At 71.9% G+C, this 26,279-nt stretch carries 20 protein-coding genes; 11 read left to right on the top strand and 9 right to left on the bottom strand.

What is annotated here, in order from left to right:
• Positions 1–36 precede the first annotated feature (36 nt).
• Complete coding sequence (locus tag AB0L95_RS12350; protein WP_365160938.1) at positions 37–1,860, top strand: 5'-nucleotidase C-terminal domain-containing protein; 1,824 nt, start codon at positions 37–39, stop codon at positions 1,858–1,860.
• On the opposite strand, the gene AB0L95_RS12345 is transcribed toward AB0L95_RS12350, so the two are convergent.
• From AB0L95_RS12345 to AB0L95_RS12325, 5 genes are all read right to left on the bottom strand, one after another.
• Complete coding sequence (locus AB0L95_RS12345; protein WP_365160936.1) at positions 1,857–2,159, bottom strand: hypothetical protein; 303 nt, start codon at positions 2,157–2,159, stop codon at positions 1,857–1,859. The genes AB0L95_RS12350 and AB0L95_RS12345 overlap by 4 nt on opposite strands.
• 82 nt (positions 2,160–2,241) lie before the next feature.
• On the bottom strand, positions 2,242–2,892 hold the full coding sequence (locus AB0L95_RS12340; protein ID WP_365160934.1) for a hypothetical protein: 651 nt from the start codon (positions 2,890–2,892) through the stop codon (positions 2,242–2,244).
• A gap of 16 nt (positions 2,893–2,908) precedes the next feature.
• The gene (locus tag AB0L95_RS12335; RefSeq protein WP_365160932.1) at positions 2,909–5,377 is read right to left on the bottom strand and encodes a dolichyl-phosphate beta-glucosyltransferase; all 2,469 of its coding nucleotides are present in this window, start codon (positions 5,375–5,377) and stop codon (positions 2,909–2,911) included.
• Between the two features lie 32 nt (positions 5,378–5,409).
• Positions 5,410–6,108, bottom strand: a complete 699-nt coding sequence (locus tag AB0L95_RS12330; protein ID WP_365160930.1) for a GntR family transcriptional regulator — start codon at positions 6,106–6,108, stop codon at positions 5,410–5,412.
• 92 nt (positions 6,109–6,200) lie between these two features.
• Complete coding sequence (locus AB0L95_RS12325; protein WP_365160928.1) at positions 6,201–7,556, bottom strand: aspartate aminotransferase family protein; 1,356 nt, start codon at positions 7,554–7,556, stop codon at positions 6,201–6,203.
• 294 nt (positions 7,557–7,850) lie between these two features.
• Between AB0L95_RS12325 and AB0L95_RS12320 the strand changes: the two genes are divergently transcribed.
• The gene (locus AB0L95_RS12320) at positions 7,851–9,935 is read left to right on the top strand and encodes a protein kinase (protein WP_365161025.1); all 2,085 of its coding nucleotides are present in this window, start codon (positions 7,851–7,853) and stop codon (positions 9,933–9,935) included.
• A gap of 331 nt (positions 9,936–10,266) precedes the next feature.
• Here AB0L95_RS12320 and AB0L95_RS12315 read toward each other — a convergent pair whose 3' ends face one another.
• Positions 10,267–11,007 (bottom strand): SLATT domain-containing protein, encoded by a 741-nt coding sequence (locus AB0L95_RS12315; protein WP_365160927.1) that lies wholly within the window; start codon positions 11,005–11,007, stop codon positions 10,267–10,269.
• Positions 11,008–11,374: 367 nt separating this feature from the next.
• On the opposite strand from AB0L95_RS12315, the gene AB0L95_RS12310 reads away from it, so the two are divergent.
• The 7 genes from AB0L95_RS12310 (at position 11,375) to AB0L95_RS12280 (ending at position 18,209) form a co-directional block, all read left to right on the top strand.
• The gene (locus AB0L95_RS12310) at positions 11,375–11,716 is read left to right on the top strand and encodes a YbaB/EbfC family nucleoid-associated protein (RefSeq protein ID WP_365160925.1); all 342 of its coding nucleotides are present in this window, start codon (positions 11,375–11,377) and stop codon (positions 11,714–11,716) included.
• A 108-nt stretch (positions 11,717–11,824) separates the two neighbouring features.
• On the top strand, positions 11,825–12,424 hold the full coding sequence (gene recR / locus AB0L95_RS12305) for a recombination mediator RecR (protein WP_361654716.1): 600 nt from the start codon (positions 11,825–11,827) through the stop codon (positions 12,422–12,424).
• Positions 12,417–13,076 carry a DUF5063 domain-containing protein gene (locus AB0L95_RS12300; RefSeq protein WP_365160922.1) on the top strand — a complete coding sequence of 220 codons (660 nt, stop codon included), beginning with the start codon at positions 12,417–12,419 and terminating at the stop codon, positions 13,074–13,076. The genes recR and AB0L95_RS12300 overlap by 8 nt, the downstream gene beginning before the upstream one ends.
• A gap of 277 nt (positions 13,077–13,353) precedes the next feature.
• Positions 13,354–14,631 carry an aspartate kinase gene (locus AB0L95_RS12295; protein ID WP_365160920.1) on the top strand — a complete coding sequence of 426 codons (1,278 nt, stop codon included), beginning with the start codon at positions 13,354–13,356 and terminating at the stop codon, positions 14,629–14,631.
• Positions 14,632–14,809: 178 nt separating this feature from the next.
• A complete protein-coding gene (locus AB0L95_RS12290) occupies positions 14,810–15,877 on the top strand; it encodes an aspartate-semialdehyde dehydrogenase (protein ID WP_365160918.1) in 1,068 nt (355 codons plus the stop codon).
• A gap of 380 nt (positions 15,878–16,257) precedes the next feature.
• Positions 16,258–16,926, top strand: coding sequence for a SigE family RNA polymerase sigma factor (locus AB0L95_RS12285; RefSeq protein ID WP_365160916.1), 669 nt, complete (start codon positions 16,258–16,260; stop codon positions 16,924–16,926).
• Positions 16,923–18,209, top strand: a complete 1,287-nt coding sequence (locus AB0L95_RS12280; RefSeq protein ID WP_365160915.1) for a hypothetical protein — start codon at positions 16,923–16,925, stop codon at positions 18,207–18,209. The genes AB0L95_RS12285 and AB0L95_RS12280 overlap by 4 nt, the downstream gene beginning before the upstream one ends.
• A 181-nt stretch (positions 18,210–18,390) precedes the next feature.
• Here the strand turns inward: AB0L95_RS12280 and AB0L95_RS12275 are convergent, their stop codons facing one another.
• From AB0L95_RS12275 to AB0L95_RS12265, 3 genes are all read right to left on the bottom strand, one after another.
• Positions 18,391–19,266, bottom strand: coding sequence for an SURF1 family protein (locus AB0L95_RS12275; RefSeq protein WP_365160913.1), 876 nt, complete (start codon positions 19,264–19,266; stop codon positions 18,391–18,393).
• 233 nt (positions 19,267–19,499) lie between these two features.
• Positions 19,500–21,338, bottom strand: a complete 1,839-nt coding sequence (locus AB0L95_RS12270) for a prolyl oligopeptidase family serine peptidase (RefSeq protein WP_365160911.1) — start codon at positions 21,336–21,338, stop codon at positions 19,500–19,502.
• 161 nt (positions 21,339–21,499) lie between these two features.
• Positions 21,500–23,443, bottom strand: coding sequence for an NAD-binding protein (locus AB0L95_RS12265; RefSeq protein ID WP_365161023.1), 1,944 nt, complete (start codon positions 23,441–23,443; stop codon positions 21,500–21,502).
• Between the two features lie 531 nt (positions 23,444–23,974).
• On the opposite strand from AB0L95_RS12265, the gene AB0L95_RS12260 reads away from it, so the two are divergent.
• Both AB0L95_RS12260 and AB0L95_RS12255 read left to right on the top strand, forming a co-directional pair.
• A complete protein-coding gene (locus AB0L95_RS12260; RefSeq protein ID WP_365160910.1) occupies positions 23,975–24,934 on the top strand; it encodes an MIP/aquaporin family protein in 960 nt (319 codons plus the stop codon).
• A gap of 99 nt (positions 24,935–25,033) precedes the next feature.
• On the top strand, positions 25,034–26,245 hold the full coding sequence (locus AB0L95_RS12255; protein ID WP_365160908.1) for an amidohydrolase family protein: 1,212 nt from the start codon (positions 25,034–25,036) through the stop codon (positions 26,243–26,245).
• Positions 26,246–26,279: the final 34 nt, after the last annotated feature.

The raw sequence follows: 26,279 nt of genomic DNA, 5'->3' as shown, positions 1-26,279 counted from the left end.
ACAGTTGCCCCCTGACCCCAGTCCCAGGAGCCCCGAATGCCCGTCAGTCCCATGAACCGCCGGGAGTTCATGCAGAAGTCGGCCGTCACCGGTGCGGCCGTCGCCGCCACGGGTGCCGTCGGCGCCGGTACGGCCCAGGCCGCCGAGGCTGGCCACCGACCCGGAAAGGCGCCCCGTACCTGGTCGTTCTCCATTCTGGGCACCACCGACCTGCACAGCCACGTCTTCGACTGGGACTACTACCTGGACGCCGCCTACCAGGACAAGGCCGGCAACTCCGTCGGTGTCGCGCGCGTCGCCACCCTCGTCAAGCAGCAGCGGGAGGCGAAGGGCGAGGACCGCGTCCTGCTCGTCGACGCCGGCGACATCATCCAGGGCACGTCACTGGCGTACTACTACGCGCGCGTCGACCCCATCACCGGCACCGGCGGCAAGCACGGACCCCGGCACCCCATGGCCGTCGCCATGAACCACATGCGCTACGACGCCGCGGCGCTCGGCAACCACGAGTTCAACTACGGCATCGACGTCCTGCGCAAGTTCGAGAGCCAGTGCCGTTTCCCGCTGCTCGGCGCCAACGCGCTGGACGCCAAGACCCTGCGCCCCGCCTTCCAGCCGTACACGGTGAAGCGGATCCGTGTGCCCGGCGCCCCCGACATCAAGGTCGGCATCCTCGGTCTCACCAACCCCGGTATCGCGCTGTGGGACAAGGACAACGTCAGTGGGAAGATGGTCTTCCCCGGGCTCGTCGAGCAGGCGAAGAAGTACGTGCCCCGGCTGCGCGCCCTCGGCTGCGACATCGTCTTCCTGACCGACCACTCCGGCCTCGACGGCTCGTCCTCGTACGGCGATGAGCTGCCCTACGTCGAGAACGCCTCCAACCTCGTCGCCGAGCAGGTCCCCGGCATCGACGCCATCCTCGTCGGCCACACCCATGTCGAGGTCCCCTCCTACACCGTCAAGAACGAGCAGACCGGCGAGGACGTCCTGCTGTCCGAGCCCTACTGCTGGGGCATGCGGCTGACCGTCTTCGACTTCGAGGTCGAACTGCACCACGGACAGTGGCGGGTCACCAGCAAGAAGGCCCAGACCCTCAACCCCAACGGCGTCGAGGAGGACCCGGAGATCACCCGGCTCCTGAAGGCCGACCACGACCTCGTGGTGAAGTACGTCAACACGCCGGTCGGCACCTGCACCCAGGACCTCTCGGCGGCGGAGTCCTGCTGGAAGGACGTCCCCATCATGGACTTCATCCACCAGGTCCAGATGGCCACCGTCGCCACCGGCCTGTCCACCGCCGACGCCTCCCTCCCGCTCATCTCGGTCGCCGCGCCGTTCAGCCGGACCGCGGACATCCCCGCGGGCAGCGTGACGATCAAGGACATCGCGGGGCTCTACATCTACGACAACACGCTGTACGGCAAGAAGCTCACGGGTGCCCAGCTCAAGGACTACCTGGAGTACGCGGCGAAGTACTACCACCCGGTCCCGTCCGGCACGAAGGTCGACACCGCGACCCTCACCAACGCCAACAGCTTCTGGGACTACATGTACGACACCGCCGCCGGGGTCGACTACGACATCGACATCGCCCAGCCCGAGGGGTCGAGGATCAAGAACCTCAGCTACAAGGGCGCCCCGGTCGCCGACGACCAGGTCTTCGTCGTCGCCGTCAACAACTACCGCGCCAACGGCGGCAGCGGCTACCCGCACATCGCCGCGGCCGACATCGCCTACAGCTCCACCAACGAGATCCGTCAGCTGATGATCGACTACGTGACGGCGAAGGGCTCCCTGAACCCGGCCGACTTCGCGGTCGCCAACTGGAAGCTGACGCAGGGAGGAACCCCCGTCTTCTAGGCCGGATCCGCCGCGCAGTCCGGGCAGCGGGGCGGGAGGCCGAGGCAGGAGTGCGGGGCAGGACTCAGCCTCCGGTCGACGGCCTCGCGCTCGGCGGCGGGATCCGGGACTTCGGGCGGTGGTGTGAGCGCGTAGGGCAGAGCGGTGGTGAGGACGGCGAGCGTGACCGCGTCCTGCGTGGCGCCCGGGGGCAGGTGTCCGGTCACGTGCCGGCGCAGCCGGTCCCAGGCGGTCCGATGCCAGACGGTCGTCGGACGCAGTACGGCGGCGTGCACCAGCTCCGGGGCGGTCAGGGCCATGGTTCTCACCACCGTCACCTGCTCGGTGATCCCCGGGCACCGGAGCACGGGGAGGGGCCCGGCCCGGCGCCCTTCCCCGGTCTCAGCTGAAGACGATCATCGAGCCCTGGGAGAGGCTCCGGGTCGCCGCCGCGTGCAGCCCCAGCCACACATGCCGTTCCCGTGCGAAGGGGCTCGGGTCGTACGGGGCGGGGAGCGCCGGCTCCTCCAGCGCCGTGGGGGCGAGCGGCGCGTGCGGGGCCACGGGCGGGTTCGCCGGGTCGATGCCGATCGACGGAGCCACGAACCCCAACTCCCGCAGCAGCGCCTGGGAGGACCCCAACGGGCCGCCGCCCGTGAGGAGGTCGTCGTTCGACAGCGGGTGCGGGAAGTCCACCGGGACATAGGCGCCCGCATGGTCGTAGTGCCACACCAGGTGCGACTGCTGGGCCGTCGACTCGAACATCTCCAGGAGCTGTTCGTAGTCGCCGCCGAGTTCGTCGACCGGGGTCACGGCGAGCCCGCACACCTGGAGCAGATAGGCGCGGCGCAGGAAGTGCAGCGCGTCGTAGTCGAAGCCCGCGACCGGCGCCACCTCGCCGGTCAGCCCCGGCATGTACTGGTACACCGGCACCGGCGGCAGCCCGGCCTCGCCCAGCGCCTTGTCGTAGAGGGCCAGTTCCTCGGCGAACGGGTTGTCGGGCGTATGGCACAGCACGTCGACGAGCGGGACCAGCCACAGGTCACAGGCCAACAGTAAGCTCCTCGGGTCATCGGTGTGGTGCAGGAAGCGTAGTGCGCGCGGAGGCCGAGCGCCCGACCTCGTGCAGGTCCCATACCCACACCCCGCCGACCCACTTCCCGGGCCGCCCCACCAACTGGTCCACGGCCTGGCGCAACCGGTCCTGGTACTGCTGCGGGGCCAGCACCAGCACCCCCGCGTGCCAGTAGGCGAAGTCGGTCCGTGCCTGCGCCCGCCAGTTCTTGCCGATCACGGGCGCCACCCCGGTGAAGCTGATGTCGCGCAGCATGCTGGAGGTGTAGCGGGGGGCGGCGCCGTAGATGCCGACGCGCTCGTCGCCGTAGGGGCCGTTGAAGTAGCCGCCGGGCAGCCGGAACTTCAGGCCCGTCGCGGTCTGCCAGTGCAGGGCCTCCGCGTTGCCCGAGTCGGGCAGCGGGATCGGCACCAGCGTCTCGTCCTTGCCGACGTACGACCGCCATGTCCCGTCCGCGATGAAGGCCGGCACCGGGGCCCGCTCGACCGACCTCAGCGGGGCCGGAAGGATCGGGATGAGCGCCGCGGCGACCGCCGTCAGGCCCACGAACTGGCGGCCGACGTGCGGTGTGTGCACCAGCCGTTCCGCCGCCACGGCCAGCAGTATGCCGAGTGCGGGCGCGCACACCATCGCGACCCGGCCCTCGATGACCGACTCGAACAGGGGCTTGTCCGCGAGCAGCGCCCAGGGCCCCGGGACCGTCATGTTCGTGAGGGGTATCTGGAACCGCGAGCCCAGGGACAGCAGCGCGGCGGCCCCCGCGGTGAAGGCCAGCGCCTTGACCAGCGCACGCTCCCACAGCCGTACGACGATCGCGAACGCCAGCAGCGCCAGCGGCCAGCCGTAGAAGGCGTTCTGCTCGGTGGGGTTCGGGGAGAGCGCGTCCGCCGTCGCCCTGTCACCTGCGACCATCGAACGCTCGGCGAAGGACAGCAGGGCCCGGGGGCTGTTGCCCATGTGGTCGGCGTGCAGCACCCGTGTGTAGCTCTGCGGGCCGAAGAACTGCCAGTACAGCGGCAGCGCCACCAGCGGCAGGCACACCACGGCGGCGATCGCCAGGCCCTTCGCCAGTGGGCGCACGGCCGCCTTCGCCACCTGCGGGTGCAACGCCGCGTAGGCGCCCGCGAACAGCGCCATGCCGACGGACGCCAGCAGCAGCGGCTCCTCGCCCAGGAGGATCTGGTACACCGCCATCAGCCCCAGGACCACGCCGTCCCGCACCACCCGCGCGCCCGCGCACAGCCGCAGCGCCCGCTCGATGATCAGCGGGATCATGAACAGCACGACGAAGTTCGGATGCGCGTTGGCGTGGCTGACCATCGGGGGAGCGAAGGCCGCGAGTGCCGCGCCGGTGAAGGCCGCGCCCCGGTGCCGTACGACGCGCCGGACGATCAGCCGGTACCAGGCGGTGGCGGTGGCGGCGAGCCCGAGCGTCATCACCAGGGCGAGGGAGATCGCGGGGCCGAGGGCGAGCGTGAGGGGCGCGAAAGGGACGGTCAGCCCCAGCATCACGGTGTTGGCCATGAGGTTCACCCCGGCGGGGAAACCCTGGAGGGTGGTGAAGAGGGGGTTGCGCAGATGGGCCACGTTGTCGGCCGTCACCGCGAAGAACCACTCCCACTGGTTCTGGTCCTGCAACGAGTCCGGGAGATAGCGGTGGTTCGGGTCCGCCCAGCGGCCCGCGTACAGGGCCACCGCCAGCAGCAGGAACGCGGCGGCGGCGAGGAGGTCGGCCGGGCGGACCGAGCGGAGCTTGAGCGAGGTCAGCTCGGCGAGGACACGGAGGTAGTCCAGCGGGCGGACCTTGGAACCGGGCTGGTGCGCCCAGCGCACCGGCACCTCGGCGACGGGCCAGCCCGAGCGCCGGAAGTGCTGGAGTATCTCCACGTCGATGCCCCAGCCGGTGAGCCGGGACGCGGCGAACGCCTCACGGGCCCGGTCGCCGTCGAACAGCTTGAAACCGCACTGCGTGTCGCGGACGCCGGGCACGGCGACCCGGCGTATCAGCAGGTTCCCGGCCCGCCCGAGCAGCTCGCGGGCGTGGCTCTGGTGCCGCTCGATGGTGGCGCCGGGCGCCGAGCGGGAGCCGACCGCCGCCGAGTTCCCCTCGGCCAGTGCCTTGTCGAGCACTTCCAGCTGCTCGATCGGGGCGGCCAGATCGGCGTCCGTGACCAGCACCCGGCGGCCCGCCGAGGCGAGCACGCCCAGGCGCAGGGCGTGGCCCTTGCCGCGGTTGCGGGGGCTGGTGACGAGCCGGACGCGGCGGTCGAGGACCGAGGCGGCGGTGACGACGTCCCGGGTGCCGTCGGTGGACCCGTCGTCGACGACGAGGACCTCCCACGCGCCGAAGCGGTTCTCGTTGTCGCGCAGATACCCGGCGATCGCGTCGAGGGTGGGGCCGAGCCGCCCCTCCTCGTTGTAGGCGGGGACGACGACGGACAGATCGATGGAGATGGCCGGCATGTTCTCTATGACGTGTTCGGCCCCCGGCCGGCTCATCCGGCGGCCAGCCGCTCGACCAGGGCGAGGGAGTGCGCGTTGTACGCGGCGATCACGGCGTTCGCCGCGGCGGGGTCGCGGCGGGCGAGCGCGTCGACGACCTCGGTGTAGCCGGACCACAGGTGGCCGCGGAGCCGGGTGGCCCTGCGCAGATGCTGGGCCGCGCACGCCCAGGACTGCACCCGCAGCCGGTGCAGGAAGTCGGCGAGGTAGGGGTTGCTGTACAGGGCGGCCAGCTCCCGCCAGAAGCGCAGGTCGTAGCCGATGAGGACGTTCAGCTCCCCGGCGACGGCGGCGCGCTGGGCCTCCTCGCCGCGGCGGCGCACCGCGGCCAGGGCGGCGGTGAGTCCGGGGCCCTCCAGCGCGGCCCTGCCGTCGTTGTCGACCAGGCGCCGGAAGAGCCCGTCCGTGACGAGACCGCGGGCCTCGATCATGCCGCGGTAGTCGTCGAGGGAGTAGGCGTGCACCTCGAAGCCGCGGTGCTGCACGGCGTCCAGCAGGCCCTGGGCGGACAGATCCACCAGGGCCTCGCGGACCGGGGTCGCGGAGACGCCGTACTGTTCGGCGATCTCCTTGACCGTGAACTCCTGCCCCGGCTGCAGCCGGCCGCCCAGCACCTCGTCGCGGAGCGCGTCCGCGATCTGCTGCCGCAGGGTGCTGCGGGTCACGGCGCCGTTTCCGGTGCTGCCGGGCATGGTCCGGTCTCTCCCTCGTCACGTACGAGTGGCGTGCTCGTACAGGTCTACGAGCTCGCCACCTTACGCGTTCGGGGCCCCGGGAATCCCTTCTACTCCGTGTACTCGTCCGCCACGGACAGTGCCGCGTCCAGGGCCGCGAGCCCCTCCTTGAGCTCGGCCTCCGTCACGTTGCACGGCGGCACCACATGCGTACGGTTCATGTTCACGAACGGCCACACGCCGTTCGCCTTCGCGGCGGCGGCGAAGGCGGCCATCGGCGCGGCCGCCTCCCCGGCCGCGTTGTAGGGCACGAGCGGCTCCCGGGTCTCCTTGTTCCGCACCAGGTCCAGGGCCCAGAACATGCCGACCCCGCGCACCTCGCCGACGCTCGGGTGGCGCTCGGCCAGCCGGCGCAGGGCCGGCTCCACGACGGACGCGCCCAGCTCCGCCGCGTTCTCGACGATGCCCTCCTCGGCCATCACGCCGATCGTCGCGACGGCCGCTGCGCACGCCAGCGGGTGCCCCGAGTACGTCAGCCCGCCCGGGTAGGCCCGCTTCGCGAAGGTCTCCGCGATCCGTCCGGAGATGGCGACACCGCCCAGTGGCACATACCCGGAGTTCACGCCCTTGGCGAAGGTCATCAGATCCGGGACGACGTCGAACAGGTCCGCCGCGAACCACCGGCCGGTGCGCCCGAAACCGGCCATCACCTCGTCGAGGATGAAGACGATCCCGTACTTGTCGCACAGCTCACGGACGCCCGCGAGATAGCCGGGCGGCGGGACCATGATCCCGGCGGTGCCGGGGATGGTCTCCAGGATGATCGCGGCGATCGTCCCCGGGCCCTCGAAGGCGATGGTCGTCTCCAGGTGCTCCAGCGCCCGCTCGCACTCCTGCTGCTCGGTCTCCGCGTAGAAGCGGGAGCGGTACAGGAACGGCGCCCAGAAGTGCACCACGCCCGCGGCACCGCTGTCGGAGGCCCAGCGGCGCGGGTCACCGGTGAGATTGATCGCCTGCTGGGTGCCGCCGTGGTACGAGCGGTAGGCGGACAGCACTTTGGGGCGGCCGGTGTGGATGCGCGCCATGCGCAGGGCGTGCTCGACCGCGTCGGCGCCGCCGTTGGTGAAGAAGATCTTGTCGAGGTCGCCGGGGGTGCGCTCGGCGATCAGCCGGGCGGCCTCCGAGCGTGCTTCCACGGCGAAGGCGGGCGCGAACGTGGTCATCGAGGCCGCCTGCTCCTGGATCGCGGCGACGACCTTCGGGTGCTGGTAGCCGATGTTGGTGAAGACGAGTCCGCTCGTGAAGTCGAGATAGCGGTTGCCGTCGAAGTCCCAGAAGTACGACCCCTCCGCACCGGCGACGGCGAGCGGGTCGATGAGCTCCTGCGCTGACCAGGAGTGGAAGACATGCGCACGGTCCGCGGCCTTGACGGCGGCGCCGGCCTGGGGGTCGGTCTGAGGCGTCATGTCGCCCGAGCCTAGGAGTGCGGCCCCCGGACGCGACAGCGGCGTCCTGTCTGCGGACGGGCCCGGAACGCGACAGTCTGTCGACAGGGCGGCCCGGCGGTGGCGTTCCACGGTCCGCCGGTCTTGCCGACGGGGCCGCCCCGGGGCGAGGTGACAGGGGGCCGCTCGTCGCGTCGCGTCCCGTGACGGAACCGGGGCACCGCCGTGGCCGACTCCTCGCGGGGCGGCGATGTTCTGCGGTTATTCTCTGGCTGTCTGTCGCGCACGCAGGGGGTAGGTGAGGCGGCGATGGAGATGCCGGGGGGCGGGGATCCGCTGGGGATCCCCCCGGGCTTGCGGCTCCAGGGGAGCGCCGGGGCGTACCGGCTGCTCGCCCGGCTCGGGGCCGGCGGCATGGGGAACGTGTATCTGGCCCGGTCCGACCGGGGCCGTACCGTCGCCGTGAAGCTCGTCCGGCGGGAGCTGGCCGAGCAGGAGGAGTTCCGGGCGCGATTCCGGCAGGAGGTGCAGGCCGCGCGGCGGGTCGGCGGGTACTGGACCGCGCCCGTCCTCGACGCGGACACCGAGGCCGACATTCCCTGGGTCGCCACCGGCTATGTCGCGGGCCCCACCCTGCAGAGCATCGTCTCCCGCGATCACGGCGCCCTGCCGGAGCGGACCGTGCGCGTCCTGGCCGCCGGGCTCGCCCACGCCCTACAGGACATCCACACCGCCGGGCTCATCCACCGCGACCTCAAGCCCTCCAACGTGCTGGTGACCATCGACGGGCCCCGGGTCATCGACTTCGGCATCGCCCGCGCCCTGGAGACCCTCAGCGGCGCGGGGCTCACCCGCACCGGCGCGCTGGTCGGGTCGCCCGGGTTCATGGCGCCCGAGCAGGTGCGCGGCGACCGTGTCACACCCGCGTGCGACGTCTTCTGCCTGGGGTCCGTCCTCGCGTACGCCGCCACGGGCGCCCTTCCCTTCGGCGGCGGGGGCAGCGGGGTGCACGCCCTGATGTTCCGAATTGCCCAGGAGGAACCGGACCTGGCGGGCGTGCCCGAGACCCTCGGCGATCTCGTCCGTGACTGTCTGCGCAAGGACCCGGCGGCCCGGCCGACCCCGGCGGAGATCCTGGAGCGGGCCGACGCCGAGGACACGGTCTCCGGGGGCCGCAGCCGGGACCCCTGGCTGCCCGGTGTCCTGGTCGCCCAACTGGGCCGACAGGCCGTGCGGTTGCTGGACACCGAGGACCCGGAGGAGACCGCGACCAGGGTGGCCTCGGCGGAGGGCGCGGGGCGCGCGCCGGGACCGGCGGGTCTCGGGGAATCGGCGGATTCGGCGGACGGTACGGGCGCTTCGGGCGTCGTGGATGCAGGGCGCGCGGACTCTGCGGATCCGGCGGCCGTCGACGGAGGCGGGCGTGCCGGATCCGTCGCAGGCCCCACGGGGCCGGTCATGGATCCCGTCCGGTCCGCCGCCGGCCCGGGTGCCGGGCTCCCCCCGGTGCCCGGCGCGACCGACCCCCGCGTCCCGGTGGACCTCGGCAAACGGCCCCCGGCGGCTCCTGCGGCTCCCGTGGCCCCAGAGGTGCCGCCCGAGCACGCGTCCGCCTCCGACCTTCCTTGTGGCGCCGCCCCGCCCGCCTCCCCCGGCGGCCCGTCCGCCCAGGCCGGACCCGCCGGGCCGCCTCCGCCGCCCGCCGCGTACGGCTACCCCCAGCAGCACCCCCAGCCCGGATACGGCCACGGCGCCTTCGGCCCCGCCCTGGGGTCGACCCAGCCGCACGGTCCGTACTCCTTCGGCGACCCGGACCCGGGGGAGCCGCGACGCAGAAGCGGCCGCTCCACCGCCGCGCTGCTGGTCGCCGCCCTGGTGGTCGCGCTCGGCGCGGGCGGCTCGGTGTACGCGCTGATGCGCGGCGACGGGACCCGGGCCGGCGGCGGCCACGGCCATGCGCACCGCTCCGCCGCGCCCGCCCCAGGCACCCCCACGGGCTCCGCCTCGGCCACCGCGAGCCCCGCCGGACGGTCGCCCGCGGCCGGCGCGGTGCCCGACGCCTTCCTCGGCACCTGGACCGCCGCCATCGACAACGCGAGCGGCCACAGCACCCGCCGACTGGTCATCGAGCAGGGCGCCGTGGGCGACCCGGTGCTCTCGCTGACCGCGGACGGCCCGCTGGACAGCGGCACGTACCACTGCGTCTTCCGGGCCGCACTGTCCCAACCGCCCGGCGCGGACGGTCCGTTGGACATCGGCCCCTCCACGGTCGCGGCGGGCGGTCCCGCGTCCGCCTGCACCCCGGGCGGCGCCACGGAGCTGACGATCCTGCCGGACGGCCGTCTGCGCCGTGTGAACACAAGCGGTGGCGAATCCCTCACCTACACCAAGCAGGGCTGAACTCCCGTCACCTGGCGGTCAGTTGAACGTCATACGAACTTGGGTGCCCGTACCCTGCATGAGGCCGCCGACGGCCGTACGGTGACCCCACGATCGCGGCGTCGAGTACGCCTACACCTACCGGCGCGCGCCCGCCGGCTCCCTCACCGCCGAGTTCCTCGCCTACGTCAGCCAGAGCACCGGCGAGAACGAGATCCGGGCGCACGGCCATCTGCCGTGCTCCGCGCCAGCGGTGCTGCCGCTCTGCGCGGACGACGACGGCTGAGCGCGCACGACGGCCGACCCGGGGCCGACACCGCACCCCGCGTCGGCCCCGGGGCGGACGGCCGCCTCAGCGCGGATCCGGCGGCCGTTGTCTCGGCATGTTGGGCCGGGCCCCCGTGGGCGGGGTGAACCTGCCCGGCGTCATCCCTTCGGCCCGTGGCGCGGACACCCCCACCGACTGGAGCACCAGCGGCGCGGACCCCCGGCGGAACTCCACCATCCAGTCCGTGGTCTCCGCCCGCATCAGGTCCGTCACGTCCTCGCTGAACCGCCGCAGCACCGCAAGGCACCGCTCCGCCGCCTCGCCCGCGGTCCCCTCCGTCGGCCCGAGCACCTCCCGCACGCTCTCGGTCGCCCAGTCGAACTGGAGCGTCTGCAACCGCCGTTGCAGAGCCTGAGCGGTCGCCACGTCCCGCATCCACCCGGAGGTCACCCCGAAGAACCGGTCCCCGGCGACGCACGCCGTCCCCAGCAGCAGCGACAGATACGCCCACGGCACGGCGCCGTCCGTGATCCCGGTCAGATCGAGCAGCGGCAGCGCGGCCCCGCACACCACCCCCGCCGCCGCGCCCCCGCGCAGCGCCCGCGCGACCCGGCGTTTCCACACCCGGTTCGCGAGATACCAGGCCGCCGTCTCCAGCGCCCGGCGCTCCACCCACCGGTACAACTCGTCCAGCCGCTCGGCGGGCTCCCCCCAGTCGCCGTGCGGGAACGTCCGCCCCCCGAGGTCGCCCGGCCGAAGTCCTGCCGCGCCGTCGTCCCGCCCGTCCTGGAGCGGACCCTCGGGCTGCATCTCCGGCTGACTCACCCGGCACTCCCTACGTACGGCTCTGACGTTCCGCGATGACACTTCGCGGTGTGCGCCCGCCCACGCGGCACACGTTCCGTGATGTGCTCGTGACGCATGGTGTCGAAGCGCCGGATCCTTCCTACCGTTCCCCGGGCGACGAGGATTCGGGTTTCCCGGCTTTTCCGCCCGGAAGTGGGCCGTGACCGGGGGAGGTCGCCCCGCAATGCCACTCGAAAGAGTGCCGCCGGATGTCCGGCCCGGGGTCCGGACGGACTACCGGAGCGGTCGTCCCGGTGACCACGTAGGCTCGTGCCAGGCGGCACATTCCGCCCAGACAGCGGTACGCGACCTGCCGTCCGTACCCGAACGAGACCAGGAGCTGATCGTGATTCCCGGTGGTGGCCAGCCCAACATGCAGCAACTGCTCCAGCAGGCCCAGAAGATGCAGCAGGATCTCGCGCGGGCCCAGGAAGAACTGGCCCGGACGGAGGTCGAAGGGCAGTCGGGCGGCGGCCTGGTGAAGGCCACCGTCACCGGCTCCGGCGAGCTGCGCGCCCTGGTGATCGACCCGAAGGCGGTGGACCCCGAGGACACCGAGACGCTCGCCGACCTGGTCGTCGCGGCGGTCCAGGCGGCCAACGAGAACGCGCAGGCGCTCCAGCAGCAGAAGCTCGGCCCGCTGGCCCAGGGACTCGGCGGCGGCGGCATCCCCGGCCTGCCGTTCTGAGTCCACCGGCCCGTCCCTTCTGTGCAAGGCGAGGGCCAACTACCGTACGTACCAAGAAACCGAGCCCGGCTACGGTACGTACCGAAGCTCCTCAGGAAAGGCAGTCCGTTGTACGAAGGCGTGGTCCAGGACCTGATCGACGAGCTGGGACGGCTGCCCGGCGTCGGTCCCAAGAGCGCCCAGCGGATCGCCTTCCACATCCTGCAGGCCGAGCCGGCGGACGTCCGCCGGCTCGCCCAGGCGCTGCTCGAGGTGAAGGCGAAGGTCCGCTTCTGCGCGACCTGCGGCAACGTCGCGCAGGAGGAACTGTGCGGCATCTGCCGTGACCCGCGCCGCGACCTGTCGGTCATCTGTGTGGTGGAGGAGCCGAAGGACGTCGTCGCGATCGAGCGCACCCGCGAGTTCCGCGGCCGCTACCACGTCCTGGGCGGCGCGATCAGCCCCATCGAGGGCGTCGGCCCGGACGATCTGCGCATCAGGGAGCTGCTCGCCAGGCTGGCCGACGGCACGGTCACCGAGCTGATCCTGGCCACGGACCCCAACCTGGAGGGCGAGGCCACGGCCACGTATCTCGCCCGCATGATCAAGCCCATGGGCCTCAAGGTCACCCGCCTGGCCAGCGGCCTCCCGGTGGGCGGCGACCTGGAATACGCGGACGAGGTCACCCTCGGCCGCGCCTTCGAGGGGAGACGACTCCTAGATGTCTGACGCCACGTTGCACTCCACGACGCAGGACCCGGACGACTTCGCCGTCCAGATCGCGGATCAGGTCGAGAGCTTCCTGGTCGCCGTCACGGAGGTCGCGAAGGGCGACGAGCCGGACTCGGCCGTCCCCTTCCTCCTGCTGGAGGTCTCCCAGCTGCTGCTCGCGGGCGGCCGTCTGGGCGCGCACGAGGACATCGTGCCCGAGGAGCGCTACGAGCCGGACACGGGCCCGGACACGGACGTGGACGAGCTGCGCGAGCGCTTCGCCGTCATGCTGGACCCGATCGACGTCTACTCGGAGGTCTTCGACCCGTACGAGCCGCGCAGGGCCCCGGTCCCGGCCCGTATCTCCGACGATCTGGCGGACATCATCACGGATCTGCGCCACGGCATGGCCCACTACCGTGCGGGCCGCACCACGGAGGCGCTGTGGTGGTGGCAGTTCTCGTATTTCTCCAACTGGGGCTCGACCGCCTCCGCGACCCTGCGGGCGCTGCAGTCCGTGGTGGCGCATGTGCGGCTGAACCAGCCCCTGGCGGAGCTCGACGGCCTCGACACCGACCAGGACCTCGGCGACGAGATCCTCGCGGAGGAGGCGGGCCGGGTCATGGACCGGGAGATCGCGCGACCGCTCGGACTGCGACAGGTCAGGTGACCTGCGGACGGCCTTGTGACACGCGGCACGTTTCCGAGTACGGGGTGCGCGGCGGGGGCAGGTGCCGTGCGGAGCGGCCCGGATTCCCCGCGGAGGGCGGCGGTGAAAACCGTCGTACGTCCGTCCTGGACCCGAAGAAAACCGGGATGGAACCGACGTGAGCGGGACATCTCACCATGCGGTATCCCGGAAGGGAAATTCGGCCGCTCGATAGACTGAGCCGACCGCACCGGCACTGCGCGGGTGCGGAAAGAGACGGATTGAGCGAGGAGCGCACGTGGGCCTTGTCGTGCAGAAGTACGGAGGCTCCTCCGTAGCCGATGCCGAGGGCATCAAGCGCGTCGCCAAGCGGATCGTGGAAGCGAAGAAGAACGGCAACCAGGTGGTTGTCGTCGTTTCCGCGATGGGCGACACGACGGACGAGCTGATCGATCTCGCCGAGCAGGTTTCCCCGATGCCTGCCGGGCGTGAGTTCGACATGCTGCTGACCGCCGGAGAGCGGATCTCCATGGCCCTGCTGGCCATGGCGATCAAGAACCTGGGCCACGAGGCCCAGAGCTTCACCGGCAGCCAGGCAGGCGTCATCACCGACTCCGTCCACAACAAAGCCCGGATCATCGACGTCACGCCCGGCCGCATCCGCACCGCGCTGGACGAGGGCAACATCGCCATCGTCGCCGGTTTCCAGGGTGTGAGCCAGGACAAGAAGGACATCACGACCCTGGGCCGGGGCGGCTCCGACACCACCGCCGTGGCACTGGCCGCCGCCCTCGACGCCGAGGTGTGCGAGATCTACACCGACGTCGACGGCGTGTTCACCGCCGACCCGCGGGTGGTGAAGAAGGCCCGGAAGATCGACTGGATCTCCTTCGAGGACATGCTGGAGCTGGCCGCGTCCGGGTCCAAGGTGCTGCTCCACCGCTGTGTGGAGTACGCGCGCCGCTACAACATCCCGATCCACGTCCGCTCCTCCTTCAGCGGACTGCAGGGCACATGGGTCAGCAGCGACCCGATCGAGCAAGGGGACAAGCAGGTGGAGCAGGCCATCATCTCCGGTGTCGCGCACGACACCTCCGAGGCCAAGATCACGGTCGTCGGCGTGCCGGACAAGCCGGGCGAGGCCGCCTCGATCTTCCGCGCCATCGCCGACGCCGAGATCAACATCGACATGGTCGTGCAGAACGTGTCGGCCGCGGCGACCGGCCTCACGGACATCTCCTTCACGCTCCCGAAGACCGAGGGACGCAAGGCGATCGACGCCCTGGAGAAGGGCAAGACCGCGATCGGCTACGACTCGCTGCGCTATGACGACCAGATCGGCAAGATCTCCCTCGTCGGCGCCGGCATGAAGACGAACCCGGGCGTCACGGCCTCCTTCTTCGAGGCGCTGAGCGACGCGGGCGTGAACATCGAGCTGATCTCGACCTCCGAGATCCGTATCTCGGTGGTGACGCGCGCGGACGACGTCCCGGAGGCGGTGCGCGCGGTGCACAGCGCGTTCGGCCTGGACTCGGAGAGCGACGAGGCCGTCGTCTACGGAGGCACCGGGCGATGACCGGCCTCCCCTGCGGGGGCGGGGACCGTACGAGGTCCGTGCGCGTGGGCCGGGCAGGCTCCGGGCGCGGGGACCGTACGGGCTCCGGTCGTGCGTACCGTAAGGGCTCCGGGCCGGCCGCGCGCCCCGTGCGGCGGGCCGGCCTGCCGGGCTCTGCCGTGCCCCGTGGGGAGCGCCGGTGACGGCCCGGACCGGGCGGCCGACGCTCGCGGTCGTGGGAGCGACCGGGGCCGTCGGCTCCGTCATGCTCCAGATCCTGTCCCAGCACGCGGACATCTGGGGCGAGATCCGTCTGATCGCCTCCCCCCGCTCGGCCGGCCGCAAGCTGACCGTGCGCGGCGAGGAGGTCGAGGTCGTCGCGCTCGACGAGGAGGCACTCTCCGGCGTCGACGTGGCGATGTTCGACGTACCGGACGAGGTCGCGCGGCAGTGGGCGCCGGTCGCCGCCGCGCACGGTGCGGTCGTGGTGGACAACTCTGGTGCGTTCCGGATGGACCCGGACGTCCCGCTGGTCGTGCCGGAGGTCAACCCGCACGCCGCCCGGGTGCGCCCGCGCGGCATCATCGCCAACCCCCACTGCACGACGCTCTCGATGATCGTGCCGCTCGGCGCGCTGCACGCCGAGTTCGGGCTCAGCGAGCTGGTCGTCTCCTCGTACCAGGCCGTCAGCGGTGCGGGGCGCGCGGGCATCGACACCCTCCGGCAGCAGCTGTCGCTGGTCGCGGGCACGGAGCTGGGGACGAGCCCCGGTGACGTACGCCGTGCGGTGGGCGACAACACGGGACCCTTCCCGGAGCCGGTGGCGCTGAACGTCGTCCCCTGGACCGGGACGCCCGACGAGGACGGCTGGTCCTCGGAGGAGATGAAGATCCGTCACGAGTCCCGCAAGGTCCTGGGACTTCCCCGGCTGCGGGTGGCGGTCACCTGCGTCCGTGTGCCCGTGGTCACCGCGCACTCCCTCACCGTCCACGCCCGCTTCGAGGACGAGGTCACGGTCGACCGTGCCCGGGACATCCTCGCCACCGCGCCCGGAGTCGTCCTCTTCGACGACCCGGCCGCGGGCGAGTTCCCCACGCCCGCCGACGTGGTCGGCACGGACCCCACCTGGGTGGGCCGGGTGCGCCGCTCCCTCGACGACCCGACCGCGCTGGAACTGTTCGTGTGCGGGGACAACCTGCGCAAGGGCTCGGCACTGAACACGGCCCAGGTCGCGGAGCTGGTCGCGTCGGAGCGGGAGGCTCCGTAGGCCGCAGATCCTTCGGCCTCCGTCCCACCTGGCGGGAAACCCGCTGGTCGCCGGCCGGATCATTTGTAGGATCCCTGTCGGTTCCACCGACCCGTCATGTGGTCGGGACCACTTGAATCGAAGCCTTCGGGTGTTCGAAGATTTCCCTCCCCGCCCCGCAACCGCTTGCGGAGCGGGGAGCGTCTTTGCGGTCGCCCTCCGGGGGGTGGGCACCATCACACATGGGGCATAGGGGAAGAGCTGGTAGGCATGAGGGCACTAGACGCACGGTCCGCTGCGCTGGGGGGCGCACGAGGGCATGTGCAGACGGACGTGCTGCCTGACACGAAGGTGTTGCCCGTCGCGTACAACCCTCACGGGGGGAGACGTGTCCAACTGGCGTGGCAGAGGTACTCGAATTCACCGCGGTACGGGCGAGGGGCACAACCCTGCGTCCGCCCCGCCGCCCCCGCATGTCCGGCGCGCCCGGCGGCATGCCGGTGATCGCCCCCATGCCCGCAGCGCGGCCCGCCCGCATACCCAGCCAGCGTGAGAACGCCGAGGAGACGACGGCCGCCGGTACCACGGTGGACCATCTGACCGAGACCTACCGCGCCCACTACCGCTCCCTCCTCGGGCTCGCGGCACTCCTCCTCGACGACACCGCGTCCTGCGAGGACGTCGTCCAGGAGGCGTTCATCCGCGTCCACTCGGCACGCAAACGCGTCCGAGACCCGGAGAAGACGCTCGCCTATCTGCGCCAGACGGTCGTCAACCTCTCCCGTTCGGCGTTGCGCCGCCGCATCCTCGGCCTCAAGCTGCTCTCCAAGCCGATGCCGGACATGGCGAGCGCGGAGGAGGGCGCGTACGACCAGCTGGAGCGCGACTCGCTGATCCGGGCCATGAAGGGCCTGCAACGCCGCCAGCGCGAGGTGCTGGTGCTGCGCTACTTCGCGGACATGACCGAGGCCCAGGTCGCCGAGACGCTGGGGATATCGCTCGGGTCGGTGAAGGCGTACGGATCGCGTGGCATCGCCGCGCTGCGTATCGCCATGGGAGCGCCGGCATGAGCGGGTACGAGGAGCGGCGCCCCGCCGTCCCGGGACGCGACTCACACGAACGACACGAGCCCGATGTGTGGCACGAACCGACGGACCGGTCCACGCCCCACGAGGACGACCATGAGCAGCACGCTGGGAACGCAACTGTGAACCACCGCCCAGATGACCAGGGCCGACAGGAAGCCCGGCCGGAGCACGCCGCTCCCGACGCGCCCGCCGCGGACCGCTTCGCACGGGGGACCGGCGAGTTCGAGGGCCCTACGGACGGGTCCGGCGCCGGGCCGGACGGCCTGGAGACCGGGTTCGGCCCGGACGAACTGGCGCTGCAGCGGATGCTCCACCAGGCGGTGGACGACATCGAGCCGCGCGACGGCACCCTGGAGCATCTGCGGCGCGCGGTGCCCGCCCGGCGGGCGCGCAAACGGCAGGCCCTGGTCGGCATGGCGGCCGCCGCCCTGTTCATCGGCACGGCGATCCCCGCCCTCGTCCATGTCTCCAACGCCACCGGCCCCGACGCCGATCCCTCCATCGCCGGCCAGGCCTCGCAGGCCCAGCAGGGCACCGGGCGGGGCAAGGGCCCGGACGGCGGCTCCAGCGGCTCGGTCGGCTCCGGCGGCACCACCAAGGGCACGGACCAGGGCGGCCAGAAGGACAAGGGCGACAAGGGCAAGGGCGCGCCCGGCGGAGCCACCGGCGGGGCGAACCCGACGGCCTCCGCGGCGAGCGCTCCCGAGTGCACGGGCGCCCAGCTCGGCGGTGCGACCGCCACCACGGGTGCACCGGACTCCACCGGCACGGTCTACGGCACGTTCCACGTCACCAACGTCTCCACCACGACCTGCACGGTCTCGGGCGGCGGCAGCGTCTCCACGACCGCCCAGGGCGCGGCGGACGCCTCCAAGATCAGCGTGGCGGACCATGTCACGGGCGACGCGGCCACCGGGCTGCCCGAGCCGTCCCAGCAGGCCGCCTCGCTGGTGCTCAAGCCCGGCGCGGCCTACGAGGTCAAGTTCGCCTGGGTCCCGTCGGAGACCTGCCCCACGACGGGCGGCGGCACCGGAGGACCCTCCCCGGACCCGAGCCCCTCGGACAGCACCGGCACGAGCGGCGGCACGTCCTCGGAGGGCAGCGGCGGCGGCGTGGCACCGCAGCTGATGACGGAGGACGGCGTGGCCGACGGCAGCGTGGTCGTCTCCCACACCCCGGAGACCGGCTCCGGCACCTCCACGACGACGGTCCCCAACGCCTGCGCCGGCACGGTCTACCGCACGGGGATACTTCCGGCGTCCTGAGCTGGTTCCGGGCGCCCAGGGCTGGTCCGGCTCGCTGGTCCGGTTCGGGCTGGGCCGGCTCGGCTGGTTCGGTTGGTTCGGGCTGGTGGTCCGGTCGGCGTGGCCGGTTGGTCCGGCCCCCGGGGCCGGCTGGTCCGGTTGCCCGGCATTCCGGGGCCGGCTGGTCCCGGCCGCTCGGGCCTCAGGTCGCGGCGGTCCGGGACTCGCTCTCGACGGCGGCCTTCTCGTCCCCGGCCGCTTCGCCCGCCTCGGCCTCCGCCGGGGACGTCGGGGACGCCGGGCTTCCTTCCCCCGGCCCCTCTGTCACCAGGCCAAGCTCCGCGTCCCGGGCGTACTCCACCTCGCGACGCAGCAGACGGAACCACATGAAGACCGTGAAGCCCGCGAAGACGAACCACTCGCCCGTGTAGCCCAGGTTCTGGAACGCCTTCAGATCCAGCCCGGTGTTCTGGGGCGCCGTGGCCGGTACCGCCCGCATCCCGCTGTCGGCCTTGTCGAGGGTGATCCAGGCGTCGTAGACGCTGTAGGGCACGAGGTTGACCAGCGACGCCGCGCTGATCGCGGCGGTCTCATCCGGGGGGAGCCCCCCGCCCCCTCCCGCCCCGTTCTCCCCCGGGCTCTCCGACGCCTGCAGCGCACCCGTGACGGTGACCTCGCCGGTCGGCGCGGTCGGCGCCTTCGCGGAGCTCGCGTCGCCCGGCAGCCAGCCCCGTACGACCGGCAGGGCGCGGCCCCCGTCGGTGCGCAGCAAGGTCAGCACATAGAAGCCCTGCTTGCCGTCCAGCTCCCGGTCCGGCACCAGCAGCTGCTTCCCGTACCGCCCGGCGGCCGTGGCCCGCTTCCCGGACGTCTTCTGGTCGACGGGCAGCAGCTCCCGAAGCGGCCGGGCGGCCTCCTTGCGGTCCGCCGTGACCTGCTCGCTCGCCCTCTGCTGCTCGTGCATCCGGGACTCGAACCGGCTCAGCTGCCATGACCCCATGAAGATGCAGAAGGGGATGGCCAGCAGCACGAAGACGTTGATCCCCCACCAGCGGGGCGTCAGCAGAAACCGGTACACGCCCCCCACGGTACGGTGCCGTGTTTGCGGACCCGCCCGTGGGGCCCGGCGTACGAGGCATGCGCGCCCTCCTCGTACGCCGGACCGGGCACGCCCCTCCGCAGCCCGCCCCGTCCGTCGGGCGGTCAGGCGGCCGGGCGCGTCGCCCGTGTCCGTGTCCCGTCCGCCGTCCGGGCCGTCGCTCCTCTCTCAGGTCTCCAGCAGCTCTCCGGACTCTCCGCACTCTCCGGATGTCAGCCCTCCAGATGGCGCTGCGCGAAGTCCAGCTCCAGCCGCACCTGCTTGATCCGCTCGTCGACCACCAGGGAGCCGTGTCCCGCGTCGTACCGGTACACCTCGTGCGGGGCCTTGCGTGCGGCGAGCCGGTCCACATAGTTCTCGACCTGGCGGATCGGGCAGCGCGGGTCGTTCACCCCTGCCGAGATGTAGACCGGCGCCTTCACCGCGTCGACGTACGTCAGCGGCGACGACGCCTCGAACCGCTCGGGCACCTGCTCGGGCGTGCCCCCGAGCAGGGTCCGGTCCATCGCCTTCAGCGACTCCATCTCGTCGTGGTACGCCGTCACATAGTCCGCGACCGGCACCGCCGCGATCCCGATCGTCCACGCGTCCGGCTGGGTGCCGAGCCCGAGCAGGGTCAGATACCCGCCCCAGGAGCCGCCGGTCAGAACCAGCCGCTTCGGGTCCGCGAGTCCGGACGACACCGCCCATTCCCGCACCGCCGCGATGTCCTCCAGCTCGATCAGCCCGACCCGGTGTTTGAGGGCGTCCGTCCACTCGCGGCCGTACCCCGTGGAACCCCGGTAGTTGACCCGCACCACCGCGTATCCGTGATCCACCCAGGCCGCCGGGCCCGCCGCGAAGGCGTCGCTGTCGTGCCAGGTGGGACCGCCGTGGATGTCGAACACCGTCGGCAGCGGTCCGGTCGCCCCGGCCGGCTTCTGCACCAGCGCGTGGATGCGGCCGCCCGGGCCCTCCACCCACACGTCCTCCACCGATACCGACCCCGGTGACTTCATTCCGGGCGGATCCAGCACGACCTCGCCCGATGTCGACCGGACCACCGGCGGCTCGGCCGCCGACGACCACAGGTACTCCACGGTCCCGTCGGGGCGGGCCGTCGCGCCGGACACCGTGCCCGGCGGCGTGGGCACCCGCACCAGCTCGTGCGTCGCCAGGTCGTACCGCAGCAGTTCGCTGCGGGCCTCGAAGCTGTGCATGATCAGCAGCGCGGAGCCGTCCGGATACCACTCGGCGGCCACGTCGCCCGGAAGCTCCAGCGCCAGGTCCGTCTCCTCGCCCGAGACGACGTCCCAGACCAGCGGCTCCCACCGGCCGCGCCGCTGGTGCCCGACCAGCAGGCGGGCGTCCCCGTCGATCGGCGCGAAGCCCAGCACCTCCAGGCCCAGCTCGACCCTGCCGCCCTTGGTGTCGTCCAGTTCTCCCACCGTCGAGCCGTCCGGCCGCAGCACGCGCAGGGCCGAGTGCATCGCGTCGCCGTGCTCGGTGTGCTCGACGGCGATCAGCGCACCGTCGTGCGAGAGGTCGCCCACGCCGGCCGACTCGCGGTGCCGGTAGATCTCGACCGGGTCCTGGCCGGCCCGTGCCAGATGGATCGTCGAACCGTCCTCGTCGGTCGAGCGGCCCACGACCGCCGTCCGCCCGTCCCGTGCGATCACGAGCCCGGCCGGGTACGACGGCTCCAGGCCGGGAGCCGCCGGCTCGTCGGGCCCGGAGTCCGCACCGGAGGCGTCGGGGGTGAACCGCTGACGTCTCCAGATGCCGAACTCGTCCCCGTCGGTGTCGTCGAACCACCAGATCCACTCGCCGTCCGGTGAGAGCGCCCCGTCCGTCGTGCCGTTCGGCCGGTCCGTGACCTGGCGCTGCTCGCCCGTGGTGCGGTCCCACGCGTACAGCTCGTACGTCCCCGTCGCGTTGGAGACGAACAGCGCGCGGTGTGGCGCGTCCTCCGCCCAGTCAGGCAGTGACACCCGCGGTGCCCGGAAGCGCTTCTCCCAGTCCGGCATGTCCTCGCCGCGCTCCGGCGAGGTGGACCCGTTGCTCTCAGTCATGGCCCCATAGTGCCTGGCTCGGGCGACATCGTGCGGGTGAGGTCCCCAGCCTGTGGAAAACTCTTCGGAGAAACGCCCTGACCAGGCACGACCGCGCGACTGTACGACCGCCTGGGCGTATGAGCGCACGACCGCACGAGCGCACCACCGAGCCTCCCGGCCTAAGCCCCCGCCCCCTCGCGGCGCCTGCGCCCCAGGAGGTCCGCCAGGCCGCGGCGCGTCGCGGCCAGGACCACTCTGTCCTCCGGCCGCAGGACATAGGTGGGCGGCAGGTCCCAGACCAGCCCCGAGGGGCGGCCCGGACCGCCCGACTCGGGGTCCGGCGCCAGGGCCCGTTCGCCGGGCGCCGTGGTGTCCAGGGCGAGCACGCGCCAGGCCCCGGCCCGGAAGGCCTGCGCGACCGTCCGCCCCTCCAGCTGCGGATGCCCGGCCACGCCCACGGCGGCGAACAGCAGCACCCGCCGCTCGACGGGGATCGCCCCCAGGATCTGCCGCCCCAGCATGGCCCCCGCGAACGCGGGCGCGGCCAGGTGCGACACGCTGCGGCTGCGGGTCAGGGCGTGCGGGTGGGCGGCGCGCAGGGTGCGGTAGACGGCGGTCGCGAAGTCGTCGTCGTACAGCCGCAGGACGACCCGCAGATCGGGCCGCACGGAGCGGGCGTAGAGGACGGCCTCCAGGTTCGTGGTGTCGGCGCTGGTGAGCGCGAGCAGCGCATGCGCCCGGTGGATCTTGGCGGCCTCCAGGACGCCTTCCTGTGTCACGTCACCGAGCACGACCGGCACCCGCAGCCGCCGGGCCGTCGCGAGACCCCGCGCCTCCGGATCGCCCTCCACGCACACCACGGGGATCTTCAGCTCCCGCAGCCGGGTGAGCACCCGCGTCCCGATCTTGCCGACGCCGAGCAGCACCACATGCCCGGACAGCCCGCGCGGCGGCCTGCGCAGCGCGGTCCCGCTGCGGAAGGTGCCGAGCGCCTCCAGGACGGCCGCCACCAGCACGGGCAGCAGCAACAGCCCCACGAGGCCGGACAGCAGTTGCAGGATCTGACGTCCCGCGGGTTCCCCGATGGCGGGATTGTTGATCGCGAACAGATCGAGAAGCGTCAAGTACGTGGCGCGCAGCGGGTGTTCCCCGGTGACCGCCATCGATGCGATGGCCAACGCCACGACACAGCCGACGAGTCCCGCGAACGACCAGCGCAGCCGCCGTGAGACCAGCGTGCCCAGGCGGACGACACTGCGTCCGGCGGGCAGTGCGGGACCCGCGTAGGAGACGTTCTCCAGGACGACCGTGCCGCGTCCGGTGGCCGCGGCGATCGCCCGTTCGTCGGGCAGGAGTTGCGGCCCCTGCTCGCCGCTGCCTTCGGAGCCGTCGGCGCCGGCGGGGTCGCTCGCCGTCGCCGACAGCAGCGCCAGGGTGCACAGTCCGGGGTCGGCGACCTCGCCGGGGCGCGGCGGGGGGCGTTCCACGGCCCGCAGCATCAGCCCGTCGGTCTGCACCACTTTGGTGGTGCCGGCCACGGCCGTCGCCGCCAGCGCGGGCGCGGCGGTGTCGGCGTCGGACAGGACGGTCGTGGACGCGTCGAACGGCTCGGCCTCCCCGTCGGTCCCGCCGGAGGCCAGCGTCGCCGCCTGGTCGAGGAGAGCCTCGATGTGCTGTCCGAGCCGTCGGTTGTAGAGCCGCAGCACGAGCCGGAGGCGCGGGTTGAGGCGGCGGGCGGTGAGCGCGGCGCGGATGTTGGTCTCGTCGTCGTCATAGACGAGCGCGAGGGCCGTCGCCCGTTCCACTCCGGCCTCGGCGAGCACGGCCTCGGAGGCCTCCGAGGCCTCCAGCAGCCGTACGACGCCGGGCGTCTGGGAGGTACGGGCGCCACCGGCCCCGACAGTACGACCGTCCGTGCCGTTGCCGTTGTTGCCGTTGCCCGCCGCACGTGTGACGGCGGCGGAGACCCGGTCGAGCAGCGCGGAGGCGCGGGCACGGCCCACCACCGGCTGCCGGGCGACCCGTGTGGCGGGTGGCACGACGAGGGTCACCTGCTCGTCGTACACCCCGCGCAACTCGGCGGCCAGCCGGTGCGCGAGTCCGTCGTCCCCGCACACCACCATATGCGCGACCGCGTCGCTCGACCCGTTCTGTTGCGGAACGCCTGCCACGAGAAGAAAGACTGCCCCATGGACGGACCGGTTCCACAGGGGCGGGAAAGCTTCCGAGCGGGGCGGGAGAGCTTCCGAGCGAGGCGGGAGAGCTTCCGAGCGAGGCGGGCGTGCTTCCGAGCGGGGCCTCCCCGCGAGACCTCCCCACGAGACCTCCCAGTGGGGGAGCCCTTCGGCGCGCCCCGCACCGAAGGACCTCAGCGCCTTTCGTGAAAAGGCAGCGACAGCCCCCGCAATTCGATGTCATCCGAACGGGTAATCGTGCTGGACGAGGCGGCGATCCGTGCGTCTGGTGGGTCATACTCGTGGTGTTCCTGCTGTGTACACATTCCTGCGGAGTGCCCGTTCTGCTCCGCGTAAGTTCCCGCTCTGTGTCGTGCTGTTCTCCGTGCGAGGAATGCGGAGGTCGTCACATCCGAATACACAGGCCCGGATGGATGGCATCGGCTCCACGGGCCGGACCGTTCCCTGAGGGGGCCTGTCATGGCCGTGGAAATTCCGCCCCTGGTAAAACCCTCCCGGCTCAGGAGCCGAGGGGGCCTTTTCGGTGAATGCCTCGCGGAATTCCTGGGGACGTGCATCGTTATCTCGTTCGGGTGCGGTGTGGTGGCCATGGCGGTCGCCGCGTTGCCGGGTTCGGGCCGTACGGCCGGGCCCACCACCTTCTTCCTGGGCGCCGGTGACTGGCTTCTCATCTCCTGGGGCTGGGCGCTCGCCGTGACCTTCGGGGTCTACGTGGCAGGCGGCGTCAGCGGCGCGCACCTCAACCCGGCGGTGACGCTGGCCTTCGCGGTGCGCCGCGGATTCTCCTGGCTCAAGGTGCTTCCGTACATGGCGTCGCAGCTGGTCGGCGCGTTCGTCGGGGCCGCGCTGGTGTACGGCGTCTACCACGAGGCGATCAACACCTTCGACCGCGCCGTGACGGGCCCGAAGACCAACGGGCACACCCTCGCCACCTTCTCCATCTTCGGCACGTTTCCCGCGCCCTACTATCAGGGCGGTATCTGGGGCCCGCTCGTGGACCAGATCGTCGGTACGGCCTTTCTCGTCATGTTCATCGTGGCGGTCGTCGACCATCGCAACACGGCGGTGCGGGCCAATCTCGGCCCCCTGGTGATCGGCTTCGCGGTCGCCGCCATCGGTATGTCGTACGGTGCGAACGCCGGCTATGCCATCAACCCCGCCCGGGATTTCGGCCCCCGCCTGTTCACCTGGCTCGCGGGCTGGCAGGACCTCGCGTTGCCCGGCACCCTCGCGGGGTCGTTCAGCGACTACTTCTGGATCCCCATCGTCGGACCCCTCGTCGGCGGAGTGACCGGGGTGCTCGTCTACGACCTGTTCATCGGCGACATCCTGCACACCCGCTCGCAACTGGCCGAACTCCCGGAGGTCGGCCGGGTCCGCCCCGAGACGGACCCGCCCCTGGACGGACCCGGGCGATAGGTGAACCGGGCCCGGCCGCGCGACGGCGGCCCTTGCCGCCGCCGCAGGTGCCGTCTACCTTGAATCTGACGCCTCGTCAGATTGTGAGGGGGAGAAGCAGTGACAACGAAAGGCAGCACACAGGACCTGCCCAAGGTCATCAGCGTGGACGACCATGTGATCGAGCCCGCGCACCTCTTCGAGACCTGGCTCCCGGCCAAGTACCGGGACAGAGGACCGAAGCCCCTCACCGCCGGCATCGGTGACCTCCAGTACGTCGGCGGCAAGTACCGGTTCACCACCGACCCGGAAGGCCAGATCACCGACTGGTGGCAGTACGAGGGCGAGCTGTTCCCGTACAAGCGCATCATCGCGGCCGTCGGATTCTCCCGGGACGAGATGACCCTCGACGGCATCACCCGTGAGCAGATGCGCCGGGGCTGCTGGGACCCCAAGGCCCGGCTGGAGGACATGGACCTCAACCATGTCGAGGCATCGCTCTGTTTCCCGACCTTCCCGCGTTTTTGCGGACAGACCTTCGCGGAGGCCGGCGACAAGGAGGTCGGACTCGCCTGTGTCCGCGCCTACAACGACTGGATGGTCGAGGAGTGGTGCGGCGACAGCGGAGGGCGGCTGGTCCCGCTGTGCCTGATACCGCTCTGGGACATCGGCCTTGCCGTCGCGGAGATCCGGCGCAACGCCGCACGCGGCGTCCGGGCCGTGACCTTCAGCGAGATTCCGACCTATCTGGGCCTTCCGTCGATCCACTCCGGCTACTGGGACCCGTTCTTCGCGGCCTGCGAGGAGACCGGGACCGTGGTCAACATGCACATCGGGTCGTCGTCGCAGATGCCCGCGGCATCACCCGACGCCCCGCCCGCCGTCCAGGCCTCGCTCAGCTTCAACAACGCGATGGCGTCGATGATGGACTTCCTCTTCTCCGGGGTCCTCGTGAAGTTCCCCCGGCTCAAGCTCGCCTACAGCGAGGGCCAGATGGGCTGGATCCCGTACGCCCTGGAGCGCGCCGACGACGTGTGGGAGGAGCACCGGGCCTGGGGCGGGGTCAGGGACCTGATCCCGGAACCGCCGTCGACCTACTACTACCGGCAGATCTTCTGCTGTTTCTTCCGCGACAAGCACGGCATCGAGGCGATCGAGACCGTCGGTGTGGACAACGCGACCTTCGAGACCGACTACCCGCACGTCGACTCGACCTGGCCGCACACCCGGCAGGTGGCGGCGGAGCATGTGGCCGGCCTGCCCGGCGACGTGACGTACAAGCTGCTGCGCGGCAACGCCATCAGGATGCTGGACCTGCCCTTCGACCGATGACCCGACCACCCAGCTACCCGGCCACCCGCCCACC

This window comes from Streptomyces sp. NPDC052036 (assembly GCF_040680495.1).
Taxonomy (GTDB): Bacteria; Actinomycetota; Actinomycetes; order Streptomycetales; family Streptomycetaceae; genus Streptomyces.
Note: the sequence above shows the minus strand (reverse complement) of the source record. Positions and strands in the feature narration are given on the sequence as shown.

Coding starts and splice junctions, on each gene's coding strand:
- AB0L95_RS12350 (WP_365160938.1), top strand. CDS start 37: ATGCCCGTCAGTCCCATGAACCGCCGGGAGTTCATGCAGAAGTCGGCC.
- AB0L95_RS12265 (WP_365161023.1), bottom strand. CDS start 23,443: ATGGTGGTGTGCGGGGACGACGGACTCGCGCACCGGCTGGCCGCCGAG.
- AB0L95_RS12330 (WP_365160930.1), bottom strand. CDS start 6,108: ATGCCCGGCAGCACCGGAAACGGCGCCGTGACCCGCAGCACCCTGCGG.
- AB0L95_RS12300 (WP_365160922.1), top strand. CDS start 12,417: ATGTCTGACGCCACGTTGCACTCCACGACGCAGGACCCGGACGACTTC.
- AB0L95_RS12270 (WP_365160911.1), bottom strand. CDS start 21,338: ATGACTGAGAGCAACGGGTCCACCTCGCCGGAGCGCGGCGAGGACATG.
- AB0L95_RS12280 (WP_365160915.1), top strand. CDS start 16,923: ATGAGCGGGTACGAGGAGCGGCGCCCCGCCGTCCCGGGACGCGACTCA.
- AB0L95_RS12325 (WP_365160928.1), bottom strand. CDS start 7,556: ATGACGCCTCAGACCGACCCCCAGGCCGGCGCCGCCGTCAAGGCCGCG.
- AB0L95_RS12345 (WP_365160936.1), bottom strand. CDS start 2,159: ATGGCCCTGACCGCCCCGGAGCTGGTGCACGCCGCCGTACTGCGTCCG.
- AB0L95_RS12320 (WP_365161025.1), top strand. CDS start 7,851: ATGCCGGGGGGCGGGGATCCGCTGGGGATCCCCCCGGGCTTGCGGCTC.
- AB0L95_RS12335 (WP_365160932.1), bottom strand. CDS start 5,377: ATGCCGGCCATCTCCATCGATCTGTCCGTCGTCGTCCCCGCCTACAAC.
- AB0L95_RS12260 (WP_365160910.1), top strand. CDS start 23,975: ATGGCCGTGGAAATTCCGCCCCTGGTAAAACCCTCCCGGCTCAGGAGC.